Origin of the sequence: Streptomyces sp. 35G-GA-8 (genome assembly GCF_023534745.1) — a bacterium.
Lineage (GTDB): Bacteria > Actinomycetota > Actinomycetes > Streptomycetales > Streptomycetaceae > Streptomyces.
In genome coordinates this window covers 620,135-634,202 of sequence record NZ_JAMHJQ010000004.1, presented here as the reverse complement: position 1 = coordinate 634,202, position 14,068 = coordinate 620,135, and the positions used below count along the sequence as shown (strand labels likewise).

The following is a 14,068-nucleotide window of genomic DNA, read 5'->3' as shown; positions in this document are numbered from 1 at the left end:
CCCCGCTGGTGGGGGTGTGTGGGTGGTGGGGTGGGTGTGACTGGTGAGGCGCTGATTGGGCGGGTCGGAGGCGGTGATGTGTCGTGGGGACGACTTAACTGAACTCAGGACGCATGACCGGCCGGGGGACCTCAGAACGGCCCGCCAAACTGGGACATAGGGGGTGGGTGGTGGTCCGTTTGCCTCCGTCGACAGGTGCAGGCGACAACGAGCCCGCACAGCGGGGCATGAGTCCCAACTACCCACGCACATCAGCTCGCTGAGCCGGTGCCGGGCCGCCCCACTCCACTGCTGCGCAGACCACCCACCGACCCGAGGCCGGGAACAGACCCCCGGAACATGGGTGCTTCCCCGGGGACCCCTCCCCCAGTAGGTCCAACACTCTGGGACTTGCTCGGGTAGCGGGACGTTTCCGCTGGTCACAGGGGGTCTCCCATGGCGACAGCCACACCGGTCAAGGCGCGCAGGAAACCTCTGGTCTCCCGAGAGACCATGAAGAAGACCACCGAACGGGTCACAGCCCCTGTCCCTGCCGCATGCGACAACCGCCCCGAAGTTGACCTGTTGCTGCGTAAGTCCAAGGTCGTCCGCGAGGGGGAACGGGCCCTCTCCATCCGCGCACAGGAGGAGCGGGGCCGTGCGTGGGCCGATGAGAACGGGTACCGGGTCCGCAAGGTGTGGAAGGAGAACTTGTCTGCCTGGTCGGATGTGAAGCGTCCGAAGTACGACGCGGCCATGGACGCCGTACTGAACGGTGAAGTGACCTGTCTGTGGGTGTACGCGCTCGACAGGTTCAGCCGCAAGGGCGCCGAAGCGGTCGTGCCGATCCTCGGCAAAGCCCGGGTGATCTTCGGCTACGAGCGTCTTGACTCCATGGATGAGCGGGACCGCCGTTGGATCATCGACCGTGCGGAGAACGCGCGTGAGTACTCGCAGCGTCTGTCACACAACGTCCGCAGCACCAAGGCCAAGCAGCGCAACGAGGGACGCTGGCTCGCACGCGCCCCGTTCGGCCTGGTCGCCGATCCCGCCACGCGCAAGCTGTCCCCGGACCACACCCCCTACATCTGCCTGGTCAAGGGCAAGCGGGAAATCACGCCGTGGGAAGTAGTCGTGCGCATCTACACGGGGATCGCCGAGGGCATGTCAGCGCGAGCCGTATCCCGCGCGTTCAACGCCGAAGGGATCGTGTCCGCCACGGGTAGGGCATGGACCGGTGCGACCGTCCGGGCCATCCTCGTGCACCCCGTCTACGAAGGGTGGCTGACCCTCACGAACGCGGGGAAGGTCCCGGCGCACTACCTCAACAGCATGGGCGAGCGGGTCCGCTGTGTCACAGACGATGTCCTGCCGCAGATGATTCCCGCCGGTCTTGCCGCACGGGCCCGCCGGCTCGTGAGCGGGCATCAGATGTTCAACACCGCCGAGCCCCAGGCAGGGCGCCGGGTCCACCCGCTCACCGGGCTTCTGCGGTGCGCGGACTGCGGGCACGCGATGTCCTTCGGCGGCGGGTCCTACGAGTGCCAGTACTACTCAGGTGGCGGTGCGTGCAACAAGCCCGCATCTGCTTCCCGTCCCCCGCTGGAGCGGTACATCGTCGAGGCATGGGCCGCGCGGCTCCACGGTGCGGACGATGACGACGATCTGATGATTGCCGTGGCCGAACGCTGGCAGGCGCTCACCCGCCCCGAGGAGACGCAGGAGATCAAGGACGCGCGGGCGGAACTCAAGGCAGCGCAAGCCAAGCTGGACAAGTTCCACGCGGACGATGCCGCAGACTTCTACACCGGCCGCTCCGCGCGGTACCGCATCCCCCACAAGGTCGCTGCGGAAAAGCGCCTCGATGCCGCCGAGGCACGCATCCGGGAACTCACCGGGGGCACCCGGGTCGACGTCTCGTTCGTCGTCAACGGCAACGCAGCGGAGATGTGGGAGGCAGCTGACCCCGGCATGAGACAAGACCTCCTGGCCCTCGCCATCGACAGCGTGACCGTGACCAAGTCCCCCAAGCAGGGAGGCGCGTTCAAGGGCGACGAACGCGTGACCATCGTGTGGGCAACCCCGGAAGGCGCGGAGCCCGACGCAGACGAGTTCGAGCAAGCCGCGTAACAGCTCCATACAGGGCGGGACAGCCCCGGGAGGTCCCGTGACCGCCCGGGGCTTTCGCATGTCCGCAGACGGGCGTACGCGGTTCCGCCGACCAGCGGGTGAGCCATGACGGAATGACGGTTCTACCTACTTTTTTGAATGCACATAGAAAACTTAAGGAAAAACCAAACCGGCATCCGAACCGTCATTCCGTCATGGTCCGGCCCTCGGGGCTCTGATGGCCCCCACACCACAGTGAGGGACCGAGCGACCGAGCCGAGCACTCCGCACGGCGGGGCCGGGAATTCGCTGCTCCTTACAACACAGTGAGAGCGGGTTACCGCGCACCCCACCAGCCCGGAAACGGCGGACCGAGTGCCCAACTCTCACCAACAGCTCTGCCCGTGCAACACGCACCCTCACGGGGTGGCCGCAGTGGTCGTGTGGCAGAGCGCGGGGAGACCACATCGCCCACCAGTAGCTACCCCTTGACCGGGGGTACCGAACGGGGTTGCAAGTTCGTGTGGTCTCCCCACCGTGTCCGGACCGGCCCCGAGCCGGCGAGGACGTGCAAGCCCGCTGACCCAACGGCCAGAGGTGCGCGGTACCGGCCCCCGATTCGGGGAGATCCGTACGCACTCCGCAGAGTTCCCGAGTTCGAGTCTCGGGGCGGGCACACAACGACGACCCACCAGGGGGACGCACATGCGCTGTATCGACTGCACCGAGCCCGCCACCCATCGGGGCCGCTGCAAGACGCACCACGGGGCGTACGAGGGACGACCGAACATCCGCTCTCGGCGGGCACGGGGTAGGCGACGGGCGAAGCGTCGGGATGCTGCTGCGAGGCTCCGCCGGCGAGTGCAGGAACGGGGCTCGGCCTGGTGTGACTGGCGCTTGGGCGACTTCCCCGCGGACGGGGTGGACGTGGACCACGTGCGCCCGCTGTCCCTCGGCGGTGAAGACGTGGACTCGAACGTCCAAGTCCTGTGCCACGACTGCCACCAGATCAAAACCCGTACCGAGTTCGGGGCTCGGTAGCGCTCCGCTCTAGCGACTGGTGAGCCATGCACCTAGCCCGGAGCCACCTACCGCCACCAGCAATGTCAGGAGCAGTCCTGTGGGGATGCGCTGGACGGTCAAACGGAATCCCCTTACGCGGATCTCCAGGTCTGGTGTGTTGTGGTCCGTTGCCATGAGGCGCCCTCCCGGTTGGTTGCGTAACGAGTAACTGCACAGCCCGCTCACGAATCGGGCGAGTGCGGTGTTTGTCCGGGTTCCGCTCGCAGGCTGTTAGAGCTGGTTGGGGTTGCCGGAACTTGAACGCTAGCGAACTCGAAAAGTCCCTGAGAAGTGGAAAAGGGTTGCCTTCGTGATGCCTTCTTTTACCGATGTCATCGTTTAACGGGGCAAAAGTCGCCCAGCCCAACTTGGTTGGAGGCCCCTATGACCCGTAAAGCGCGGCCCCTGCTTAGGTCCTCAGCTGCTCGGAGCACCGTCACCGCGCCGTGAGCCATGCCGTGAGCCCGCTTCCCGCAGCCGTGGCGAGTGCTGCCACCAGCCATCCGGGGATGCGCTGGATCGTCAAGTGGAGCCCGCCGCAGCGGCGTTCGATCTGTGTGGTCCCGCTTGCTGCTTTGACAAGGAAGACATGCGCTTCCGCCCTTTCGTAGTGAGTGCCCAGACCCTACCTGGGGGGCAACACGCCACCGCTACGCGGATGGACGCCCCCTCCGGGAGAAAACCCCGAGGTCAGGCGGGCGTGGGTCAGTGCAGTGCCACCCACAGAAACCAATATCGCAGTAGCGATATCCAACTCGCCCCGGAGGTGATACCCCGCCCCCCGTGCGCTGTCCCCGGGTGCCGTCACCGCGCCGTGAGCCATGCCGTGAGCCCGCTTCCCGCAGCCGTGGCGACAGTTACCACCAGCCATCCGGGGATGCGCTGCATGACCAAGTGCAGTCCGCCGCAGCGGAGTTCAAAAGCAGGGGCGGGCGTAGGTGTCTTTGCCATGCGTGCAGCTCATCATGGCCCGGAGCTGCGTGAACAGGTCTTTTCGCCGGAATTCTTGCGGGCTTTTACCTTCCCTTTGGCCGCCCTTGCGGGCTTCTACTCGCCCTTTGGCGCCCTTCCGGGCTTCTACCCGCCCTTTACCCGCCCTTTGGCCACCCTTCCGGGCTTCTACCCGCCCTTCGGAGGTGATCCCCCTGCCCCGCAAGCCCCGCCCCCCTTGCTCTGTCCCCGGGTGCCCCGAGCTGACCACTGGTGGGCGTTGTGCGGCTCATGAGCGGGAAGCGACTGCGCAGCGTGTGACACCGGGGACGAGCGCGTATGGGCGCCTGTGGCCGCGTGTGCGCCGCGCGTACCTGTACGCGAACCCGTGGTGTCTGCTGTGCGGTCGTAGCGCGTCGGTTGCCGACCATTTTCCGCTGTCGCGAAAGCAGTTGCTCGCACAGGGAGTTGTGAATCCGGATGCTGCGAAGCATCTGCGTCCGCTGTGCACGTCGTGCCATAACCGCGAGACCGCACGCAAACAGCCTGGCGGATTTGCTGCGGAAGCGCGTTCCCGTCGTGAATCGGGCGAGCGTCCGCCTTTCTGACCAGGGCGGGTGCCCCCTTCCCCTCCTGAGATTGCACGTGGGGGAGGAGAAAAACTCTCGCCGGAGCTGTAGGCATTTTTGGGCGCCCTTTTGAACCAGCGGAAAAGTGAGAATTCATGGCTGACCGATACAGACCCGCATCCGCCATGCAGCGGACACGCGAGGGAAACCCGTCAAAGACACCGATCAAAGAGGGAATGGTAATCCCTCGCGCGATCCTTGCCGAACCGGACTGGTCCGGAGTGTTCGCGCCCTCGCCGTTTGCCGAAGTAGAAACGGCCAACGCACGATGCCGGGAAGTCGCATCGCAAGAATGGCGACGCGTCGTGCCCGTGCTGGAAGTCGCCGCCGGTATCGGCGAAGTGGACCACGCCACCGTCAAAGATCTGTGCGTGTGCGTCGCCCGCATCGACCAGGCCGAACGGGACCTTTCAGAACGCGGGCTCATGGTGACCGCAGAGCGCGGAACGGTGAAGAACGGCGCGGCCACCATTGCAGCGCAGTACCGGACGCAGCTTGCCCGGTACATCCGCGAATTGGGTCTATCGCCGAGTGCGCGAATCGCAATTACAGCGCCGGAATCCGATGATGATGATTCGGATATATGGGATTGATCGTCGACTCGTCAACCACGCTCAAGACAACTAGGAGAACAACCATGGCTCTTACGCTCGCTGAATCAGCCAAGCTCACTCAGGACATGCTCAAGCTCGGCGTCATCGAAATGTTCGTTCAGGAATCGCCGATCCTCGATCGGCTGCCGCTTATCGACGTCCAGGGGAGCGCGTACAAGTACAACGAGGAATCCAAGTTGCCGGGTGTGGCCTTCCGGGCTGTGAACGAGGCATACCCAGAGAGTGTTGGTGCCGTTAATCAGCGGATTGAAACCCTTGCCATTCTCGGCGGTGATGCGGATGTCGACAAGTTCATTGTTCAGACGCGAAGCAATCTCAATGAGCAGCGCGCCATTCACACGCACATGAAGATCAAGGCGGCGTCAATTCACTTCTCCGATCAGTTCTTCAACGGTGACATCATGGTCAACCCGAAGGGTTTTGACGGTCTCCGAAAGAGGCTGATCGGATCACAGGTCGTCGATGCCGGGGGGACTTCCCCCGTGGCGGATGGATACGCGTTCTTTGATGCGCTGGATTCCCTGGTTGGTCGGGTTCGCGGACTCAGCGGAGCGAACGGAGCCATCTATACCAACAGTGAGATAATCGCCAAGATCAAGTCTGGATTCCGGCGACTGGGCGGCAGTGAACTCCTCATGAGCGAGATCGGGGGAAAGCTTGCTCCCACATGGAACGGGATTCCCCTCCTGGACGCCGGCCAGAATCTCGACGGAACAGACGTGATCCCGCTTACGACTGGTGACGATGGTAAGGAGACCAGCGACATGTACGCCGTCCGTTTCGGCGCTTCCGAGGCGGACACCGGGGTAACCGGTCTCACCAACGGCGGGATTCAGGCAACGGATTTGGGCGAGGCCCACGAAAAGCCGGTCTACCGAACCCGGATTGATTTCTATTGTGGACTCGCCATGTTCGGCGGTAAGGCTGCCGCTCGCCTTACCCGAGTCCTGAACGGCTGATCGCCACACAGAGCCCCCGTACTTGTCTCCCCCAGGGGGCGAGTGCGGGGGCTTTTCGCGTATGCGGGAATGGCAACTAGAAGCCCCGCCGCTCCGGAAGAGAACGGCGGGGCTCAACTTGGGGCGCACGGGGTACCGGTACCGCATCAGGCCGTGTCGAGCGTGCCCGCCTTGATGCCCGCCACGAACGAGGTGAACGCACCAGCGGGAACGTTCAGCATGGGACCGCTGAGGTTCTTGGAATCGCGGATGGGGACCACGCCGCGCGAGACTACGAGGTTTGCGGCAACCTCGACGCAGTTACCGCCGTTGTTGCTGTAGGAGGATTTGGACCAGCGGGGGGATTCGTCGGTCGTCACGGGGTGCCCTTTCGTACCTCGTTGATCATGGCCACGGATGCCGCCTGCGACAGCGCTTCAGCCTCTAGTTGATGGTAGGCCGTCAACATGGGGAGAACAGAGGCTGGCTCACGATCCAGGTGTCCTTGCGCTTGAGACTCGGCGTAGGCGACGACTGATCGGTCCGGGAGCGTCAGCAAGTTGACCGGCAGGTCGAACGTGCGGCGCTCGCCTATGTTGAACGGCGCGATGTGTAGCACTGTCGTGGGACGAGCAGCGAACTCGACCAGTCGTTCAAGCTGAGCGCCCATGATCTCGTGTCCGCCGATGGGCCGTCGGATGCAACTTTCGTCCATCACCACGAACACCATGGGTGGACGATGCCGCTCCAGCGTCTCTTGCCGCTCCGCCAGGAACGAGACCCGCTCTGCTGCTTGCTCGGGAGTGATCGCGCCCCGCTTGACGGCACTGTCAGCCAGCACTGACGCGTAGTCCGGTGTCTGGAGCAGGCCCGGGATGATTCCAATTTCGTACAGCCGTATCTCTGTTGCTCGCCCCTCGTACCCGACGTACTCCGGGAACCCTTCCAACAGCGAGCCGTGCCGCATCTCGCGCCACTCGCGTTCGAACGAATCGGCCGTATCCCCTGTGCCGAACACGAGATCGAGCTTGCGTGAGAAGGGGAGGGTTGGCGGCTTGCGGCCAGTTTCAACAGCCGAAATATGCTGGCTGGAATATTCCACGTTCGCGGCTAGCTCTTCTTGGCTCCAGCCACGACCCTCGCGCAACCTGCGCACACGGGCGCCAAAGGCCGCTCGTGGGCTGCTCTCAGGGCTTAACTCCTTGCGGTTGACCATGCTGCCTGCAACCCCTCCTTCGCTTCTGACTAGTTGAAGGGATTCTGACTCTAGGCCAGTCTGGCGCACCCCGGTAGTGGAACCGCTACGGAGAGGAGTGGACGTGACTGAGGAGCGCACCTTCCTTAAGCCCCGCCGCAGTGAGCGGGAGGCGTGGCTCAGTCGGTGGGCCCTGTACCCCGCTGGTGTTTATCGAGGCCCCTACGCTCCGCCCACACCGACCAGCCTGAACGCGACTCTTGCCGGTCTGGAGAGGTTGTCTGCTGTGATCCGAAGTGAGGAAACGACCGCTCCGGCCGTTCCGATGCCGAACCTTGAGCCCGTGCCCGTACCCGAGTGCGTGATCTGCAACGCGGCGCACAACGGACGTACTTCAAGCCGAGCACGCAGCGACATGGCAGGCGTCCGGAAGTACAGCGAGATCATCTCGGCCCACCCGCACCGGACGGCGGAGCGGTGAACGCCGATTCCCCGGAGGGGGCGGACCTGGCCCCGGCATCAGCCCTCGCATTCCCGCCGTGCGAGTGCGGAGTCCCGGAGTGCCCCGTGTCCGTGCCCGTGGTCTCCGGTGAGCCGGAGCACAGCCGAGCGGACGACGACAGCCCGACCATGCAGCGCATCCGGCGCCAGATGGCCAAGGAGAACGCGGAGCGTAGGCGCGGGGGCTGGTTGTGATGGCAGCGAAGCACCCTGTTGCCAAAGCCCCGCGCAGCGTCCGGTACACGCCCGCTTTCGGTAGGCCGGACGACATTCTCATCGGCGCGGTGATCTTCGACCGGGACTACGAAATGCCCGGCACCGTGAGGAACGTGGACGGGCCCTTCATCGAGCTGGAGCGGCCCACGGGCCTCATCTGGCGCGTCCACTACCGCCGGCTGCGCCCGGCAACCGCCTGGGAGCAACGGCAGCTGGTAGCGGTCGGAAAGCTGCACGCGATACGGCAGAAGGGCACGTCATAGGCTCCCCTCCCCTGCCGATGGCAGCCCCGTGCGCCCCAACGCACCGGTCGATCCGGCAGGGGAGGGGGCAACACCAGAGAGCGAGAAGGGCCCCGCAAGGGGCTGACCCTGGACTCCTGTCCGGCCATGAAGCGCGTGGGGTGCTCATCGGCCGGGCAGGGCGAAACGGCCCCGCCTGTCTGCGTTCCCTTCCCCGGCCCGGCAGACAGGCGGGGCTCTCAACAGGGCCCGTTCCAACATCCGTTGAAACAGCAGAACAAGGAACCCCGGCGAGTGCTACCAACACTCCCGGGGCCGTGGACGACATCACTTTGAGGAGCTGTCGCCGTGCGCCACTCTATTGCGCGCGCCTTCGTGGCGTGCCTTCGCATCATCCTTGCCGCGCTGCTGCCCGCCACCGGGAACCGGCGGGCCGAACCCATAGCGGCCCCCGCACAGCCATGCGTCCCGACTGCGGGTCCCTGGACCAAGCCGTGGACCGGGCCAAGCTCGGCGGACGCCCGAGCCATCTTCCGCGCCGAAGAGACCACGCCACTCACACCTAGACAGCGGGAACGCCGCTTCGCCATCGAGTTCGCGGCACGGGGAGTCGAGTATCCGTACAGCTACCCCGGTGACCAGTTCTCCGCCCTACACAGGAGCGCATGACCACGGCACAGCGGGCCACATCGTCACGACCTGAGACAGCAGACCAGCCCCGTCCGGCCACGCGCCGCGCGGGGCTCTTCCTCATACCCTGACCTGGTGATTTCCCCACTCCCAGGGTGTACGGTCTACCCCGGGCCGCCCCCCCTCAAAGCTGCACTTGCGGTGGAGGGTTGGGTGTCAAGGGTGAAGCGAAGCGGAATCGGCGCAGCCGACGCGACGAAGGAGCGCCCTTGACGCCCGACCCGGAACCGCGAAACTCAAAGATCAGGGGCGGCCCCCACCCGCCATCAAACCCCCCGGCCCACCCCGACTACCCCTCGGTCCTCACCCGCACCATCCCCGTCATCCCCGCCACGCCGCCCCCTACGGGATCTCCACCCACACGCCCTCCGACGGCGTTCCGTCCTCATCCGTGACGAACACCATGTACCAGCCCGGCGGGACCAGCGCGCTGTTCTTCGGGATCGTGACCTCGATGCCGTCCGCCGTCTTCTTCATGTCCAGTGCCACCGACCGCTGTTCGACGTCGGTGACATGCGTGACCGCGCTCGGGCGCATCAGTTTCGCCGTCTTGACCGAGGCCGGGTCCTTCGTTTTGAAGGCGGCAGTGCCGCCGCGCTCGACGGTCTTGGGGCCGTCCGACAGCGTGGGGCGTGCGTCGCGGAAGAGGTACGGCGGGGTGTAGATCTCGACCCGCTGCTCGAACACGCCCGGCTTGGTGTTGGCCTTGTCGGCGAAGAGCGGGTCCGAGCCGAAGATCATGACGCGGCCGTCGGGCAACAGCACCGAGCCCGAGTGGTAGTTGCGGCCCACCGCCGGGTCGGCCACCCGCTTGTACGTGGATGACTTCGGGTCGTACATCCGGGCCTGGAGGACGTCCGAGCCGCCGCGCCCCCGGTAGTCCTCCGAGCCGCCGGTGACCAGCACGGTGTCGTCGGGCAACAGCGAGGCACTGGGGTAGCGGGTGCCCTTCTCCAGCGTCGGGCCGTCCGTGAAGCGGGGGTCGGGGTCCTTCAGATCGACCAGCCGGGACTTGTCGCTGGACTTCTCGGACTCACCGACCCCGCCGCCGCCGATCACCATGAACTTCTGGTCCTGCGCGGGCGGCAGCATGACCGTCGCCGAGGTCTCCATCTGGTCCGGGTCGCTCAGTCCGGGGATCTTGTCGAACTTGTTCGTCTCCAGATCCCAGATACCCGGGTCACGGCCGACGTCGGCCGGCCCGTAACCCGCGTTGGAACCGCTGTAGAACAGCTTGCCGTTGTCCATCAGGAAGACCGCCGGATAGGTGGGGAACTTCCGGATGATCCCGGTGTACTCCCAGCTTTTGGTCTCCGGGTCGTAGATCTCGTCCTTGCCGGGGACAATCTGTCCGATCTCGTCAAGACCGGACATCGCCAGGACCTTGCCGTCCTTGAGCGTGGTCAGCGTCGGGTACCAGCGGGCCTCGTTCATCGGGTCGACCTTGATGTACTTCTCCGCGACCGGATCGAACTCGAACGCCTCCCTGATGCCCTGGAAGTCCTTCTTGTCGAGCGCGAGCTTCTGCGCGATGCCGTAGACATTGCGGGCGTCGGAGCCCTTCATGCCGTGCACCCGGTAGTTGTCCTCGGTGCCGGTCTCGTACTTCTTCCCGGACTCGCGCGCCTCGACGTAGATACGGCCAAGACCCGGCTCCGTCCGCAGGAACGCGCCCGTCTCTTTGTCGAAGACCTTCGTCGCCTTCTCGACCAGGACGGGGTCCTTGGAGACGAATGTCTTGCCGTTCTCCTTGCCGGTGAAGACCGTGCCCGCGGGCAGGGTGATCGGCTTGTCCGGGTCCTCGTTGTGGACGATCATCAGGCCGCCGGCCTTGGTGACATCGCCCTTGAGCTTCTCGTACCGCTTCGTGCCGCCCGCCACCAGCAGGTTCCCGTCGGCCAGCTGGGTGTGCCCGGAGCAGAACATGTCCTTGGGCGTCGGGATCATCTTGTACTTGTTGGTCTCCGGGTCCCAGAGCACCGACTCGAACTTGCCCGCGTCGAAGTTCTTCTGGTTGTTCCCCGAGCCGGCTATCAGCAGCACCTTGCCGGTGTGCAGCAAGGAGGCGTGGATCGAATTGATCTTGAAGTCGGCCGGTATGTCGAGGAAGTCCCAGTGGCCGTTCTCCGCCTTGTACTCGGGGCGGTTGATCTTGTACTCGTGGTACTGCTCGGAGCCGAACCGATAGAGCGCGGGTCCGTTGAAACCGGCCACCGCGACGACCACCGCCGCGCCTATCGCTATCCGGCGGGCGCGGTTCTTGCGGTGGTCGGGCCGGTTGGGAGTCGCGCTCATTTCTTATGTCCCCCAAGGGAAATCCGTACGGTCTGATCGTTCGCCGCGGCCCCCGGGGGCGCCGGATGCGTACCGGCCGGGTCCGTAAAGGCCTGCTGGGACGCGGCCTGCTGCGGCACGGTCGGCTGCCGCAGCGTCGGCGGCGCCTCGCCCGCCGGCCGTCCGTGACCGCCACCGCCACCGCCCCGGTGCGCACCCCGCTGCCCCCGTCGCTTCTTCTTCTCCTCGCGCATCCCCAGGCGCCAGGCGATGATCGGTGCCGCCGTGATCAGCATGGCCAGCGTCGCCCACGTGATCATCGCGGGATGGTCGTGCCCGAAGAAGAAGGACGAGACCAGCGATCCGCCGAAGATCAGGATGAAGAAGAGATGGATCCGGAACGTGCCGAAGAGGGTGTCCGGGCTGGACGAGTCGCCCTTGGGCGTCACCACGAAGCTGCTCTTGCGCCGCAGGACCGCGTCCATCAGCGACCGGGCGTACAGCGGCGCCGACATCGCGGACATCGCCATACCGGCCAGCCCGCCGGACCCCTCGGGCTCGTGCGGCGACACATTGTGCCGGCGGTTCCAGATGTACAGCCCGATCTGGAGGGCCGAGGCGTTGCCGTACAGCATCATCCAGATCGCCGGATCGATCTGCACACCCGAGGCGCCCATCCCGAGGAACAGCGCGCAACTCAGCGCCGCCAGGATCCAGTTGAGCGCCGACATCGGGTAGAAGATGATCATCATCGTGTAGTTGAAGAGCTTGCCCGGCGGCAGCGTGCCGTACCCGCGCCAGTACTGCTTGAGGATCGTCTCGTACGTACCCCGCGACCAGCGCAGCTGCTGGGTGAAGAAGTCGGTCCAAGCGGTCGGGCCCTCGCCCACGGCCAGCACGTCCGGGGTGTAGACCGAGCGCCACTTCTTGCCGGTACGGGGGTTCCTGGCGCGGTGCATCTCGAAGCCCGTCGCCATGTCCTCGGTGATCGAGTCGTACAGACCGCCGATCTGCTTGAGTGCCCTGATCCGGACGGCATTGCTCGTCCCGACGAACATGGGGGCGCCGTAGCGGTTGCCCGCGCGCTGGATGAGGGCGTGGAAGAGGAACTGCTGCGACTCCGCGGCCTTGGTGACGAAGGTGTCGTAGTTGCCGTAGACCTGCGGACCGATGACGAAGCCGACGTCCGGGTCGCGGAAGTAACCGAGCATCCGCTCCAGGTAGTTGGGCATCGGTACGTGGTCGGTGTCGACGGAGGCGAAGAACTCGTAGTCGTCGCCGTGCGCGTCCAGCCAGGCGTTGTAGTTGCCGTGCTTGGTCTTCGCGCGGTGCGCGCCCTTGGGCTGGTTCCACTTCGCCACGCCCTTGCGGGAGAAGTGATACACGCCGAGGCGGGCGCAGACCTCCTTGACGGCCGGGTCGTCGCCCTCGTCCAGCAGCCATACGTGCATCGTGCCGCGGTGCCGGATCTTCACGGCGGCCTCAAGCGTCTTCGTCACCATCTCCAGGGGCTCCTTGCCCGGTACGAAGGAGGTGAGGAAGGCCACGCGGGTATGGGGCTCGGGCACGACCGGGATCGGGTCGCGCGCCACCAGCGTCGCGTGCGCGTTCGAGAGGACATTCATCGTACGGAACAGCTCGATCAGTCCGATCGAGACGAGCATCACGATGTCGAGGACGAGCAGGAGATCGTTCTTGAGGTTCGGGTCACGCTCCGTCCAGTGCTGCGGCTGCATCAGCCAGACGAAGAGTCCGAGCGAGAGCAGCGGCGCCGCGCCGAGCAGCAGGGCCGCGCGGATACGGTGCGGCTCCTGGGAGAGCAGCGAACGGTACTGGACCCGGTACTGCTTGGCCGGGTCGGGCCTGGTGAGGGGCCCCGCGAGCCGGCTGTAGTGCTCGTAGTCGTACTTCGGCAGGACGTCCTTCTTCGGACGTGGCCGGCCCCCGCCCCTTCTGAGATGCGAGGGGATCCGGAGCTGGGTGGTCCGGGAAACGTCGTCGTCCCGCTGGTCGCCGTCTGGCGTCGACGTCATGAGTCATCCCCCCGCACGCACGCTCGTCGCGTGATCGGTCGATCGATTCATCCGGAGTGGGTCCCTCTCGACCATCGCCCCGGACGCGTGAATTGCGCTCCTGCCCTCATGGAGAGGAAACGGCGGCCTTCCGGTTGCATGACGACGGTCACGGCCACCGGCACGGACGGGGCCCCCGCCCCCGCCGGGCCCACCGCTGGGACATCCCCTCGTGCCGCGTCCAACTGTTCGGACCGCATGCCCCATTGGCGTTCACAGGCTCAGTCTGATCGTGTGAAGAACCCTGGGGCATCTGCCCCGGAGGGAATCGTATCGTGGGCGGCGCAGTGCGGGGTGTCACCGTTTTATTTCGGGGAACTTCCCAGCTCAGAAGGTGTTTCACGGGCTCGTGAGGCGTTCGGGGCTTCGGGGGTTCACGCGATGCGTGACGTGAAGACACTGTGTAGTTGACCGGCCAGGTGTCCGAATTCGCCGACGCGTAACGGATGGGCGGGCGACGGCGGCGGCAGCGATGGCGGCGACGGGGGGGCGACGCAACGAACGAGGCCCCCTCACATGAAGTGAGAGGGCCTCGACTGTGCGTGCGCCGCCAGGGACTCGAACCCCGGACCCGCTGATTAAGAGTCAGCTGCTCTAACCAACTGAGCTAGCGGCGC

Annotated in this window: 10 protein-coding genes and 1 tRNA gene; 6 read left to right on the top strand and 5 right to left on the bottom strand. The window is 65.5% G+C overall.

Features of this window, described 5'->3' with window-relative positions:
• Positions 1-435 precede the first annotated feature (435 nt).
• From M1203_RS12135 to M1203_RS12120, 4 genes are all read left to right on the top strand, one after another.
• Entirely contained in the window at positions 436-2,109 is a 1,674-nt protein-coding gene (locus M1203_RS12135; RefSeq protein WP_249949599.1) for a recombinase family protein, read from the top strand.
• A gap of 684 nt (positions 2,110-2,793) precedes the next feature.
• On the top strand, positions 2,794-3,129 hold the full coding sequence (locus M1203_RS12130) for an HNH endonuclease (protein WP_249949598.1): 336 nt from the start codon (positions 2,794-2,796) through the stop codon (positions 3,127-3,129).
• Between the two features lie 1,675 nt (positions 3,130-4,804).
• On the top strand, positions 4,805-5,302 hold the full coding sequence (locus M1203_RS12125; RefSeq protein WP_249949597.1) for a phage terminase small subunit P27 family: 498 nt from the start codon (positions 4,805-4,807) through the stop codon (positions 5,300-5,302).
• Between the two features lie 44 nt (positions 5,303-5,346).
• Entirely contained in the window at positions 5,347-6,282 is a 936-nt protein-coding gene (locus M1203_RS12120; RefSeq protein WP_249949596.1) for a major capsid protein, read from the top strand.
• A 146-nt stretch (positions 6,283-6,428) separates the two neighbouring features.
• Here M1203_RS12120 and M1203_RS12115 read toward each other — a convergent pair whose 3' ends face one another.
• Together M1203_RS12115 and M1203_RS12110 are read right to left on the bottom strand one after the other, a co-directional pair.
• On the bottom strand, positions 6,429-6,641 hold the full coding sequence (locus M1203_RS12115) for a DUF397 domain-containing protein (RefSeq protein ID WP_249949595.1): 213 nt from the start codon (positions 6,639-6,641) through the stop codon (positions 6,429-6,431).
• Positions 6,638-7,477 carry a helix-turn-helix transcriptional regulator gene (locus tag M1203_RS12110; RefSeq protein ID WP_249949594.1) on the bottom strand — a complete coding sequence of 280 codons (840 nt, stop codon included), beginning with the start codon at positions 7,475-7,477 and terminating at the stop codon, positions 6,638-6,640. The genes M1203_RS12115 and M1203_RS12110 overlap by 4 nt, the downstream gene beginning before the upstream one ends.
• A gap of 546 nt (positions 7,478-8,023) precedes the next feature.
• Here M1203_RS12110 and M1203_RS38715 point away from each other — a divergent pair.
• Both M1203_RS38715 and M1203_RS12105 read left to right on the top strand, forming a co-directional pair.
• On the top strand, positions 8,024-8,152 hold the full coding sequence (locus M1203_RS38715; protein ID WP_283958464.1) for a hypothetical protein: 129 nt from the start codon (positions 8,024-8,026) through the stop codon (positions 8,150-8,152).
• Complete coding sequence (locus M1203_RS12105) at positions 8,152-8,436, top strand: hypothetical protein (protein ID WP_249949593.1); 285 nt, start codon at positions 8,152-8,154, stop codon at positions 8,434-8,436. The genes M1203_RS38715 and M1203_RS12105 overlap by 1 nt, the downstream gene beginning before the upstream one ends.
• Positions 8,437-9,447: 1,011 nt before the next feature.
• Here M1203_RS12105 and M1203_RS12100 read toward each other — a convergent pair.
• The 3 genes from M1203_RS12100 to M1203_RS12090 all read right to left on the bottom strand — a co-directional run bounded on the left by M1203_RS12100 (position 9,448) and on the right by M1203_RS12090 (position 14,068).
• Complete coding sequence (locus M1203_RS12100; protein ID WP_249949592.1) at positions 9,448-11,400, bottom strand: galactose oxidase-like domain-containing protein; 1,953 nt, start codon at positions 11,398-11,400, stop codon at positions 9,448-9,450.
• Positions 11,397-13,412: a glycosyltransferase family 2 protein gene (locus tag M1203_RS12095; protein WP_249949591.1), complete on the bottom strand. Its 2,016-nt coding sequence runs from the start codon at positions 13,410-13,412 to the stop codon at positions 11,397-11,399. The genes M1203_RS12100 and M1203_RS12095 overlap by 4 nt, the downstream gene beginning before the upstream one ends.
• Positions 13,413-13,994: 582 nt before the next feature.
• A tRNA-Lys gene (locus tag M1203_RS12090) sits at positions 13,995-14,068 on the bottom strand.

Coding starts and splice junctions, on each gene's coding strand:
- M1203_RS12135 (WP_249949599.1), top strand. CDS start 436: ATGGCGACAGCCACACCGGTCAAGGCGCGCAGGAAACCTCTGGTCTCC.
- M1203_RS12130 (WP_249949598.1), top strand. CDS start 2,794: ATGCGCTGTATCGACTGCACCGAGCCCGCCACCCATCGGGGCCGCTGC.
- M1203_RS12125 (WP_249949597.1), top strand. CDS start 4,805: ATGGCTGACCGATACAGACCCGCATCCGCCATGCAGCGGACACGCGAG.
- M1203_RS12120 (WP_249949596.1), top strand. CDS start 5,347: ATGGCTCTTACGCTCGCTGAATCAGCCAAGCTCACTCAGGACATGCTC.
- M1203_RS12110 (WP_249949594.1), bottom strand. CDS start 7,477: ATGGTCAACCGCAAGGAGTTAAGCCCTGAGAGCAGCCCACGAGCGGCC.
- M1203_RS12105 (WP_249949593.1), top strand. CDS start 8,152: ATGGCAGCGAAGCACCCTGTTGCCAAAGCCCCGCGCAGCGTCCGGTAC.
- M1203_RS12100 (WP_249949592.1), bottom strand. CDS start 11,400: ATGAGCGCGACTCCCAACCGGCCCGACCACCGCAAGAACCGCGCCCGC.
- M1203_RS12095 (WP_249949591.1), bottom strand. CDS start 13,412: ATGACGTCGACGCCAGACGGCGACCAGCGGGACGACGACGTTTCCCGG.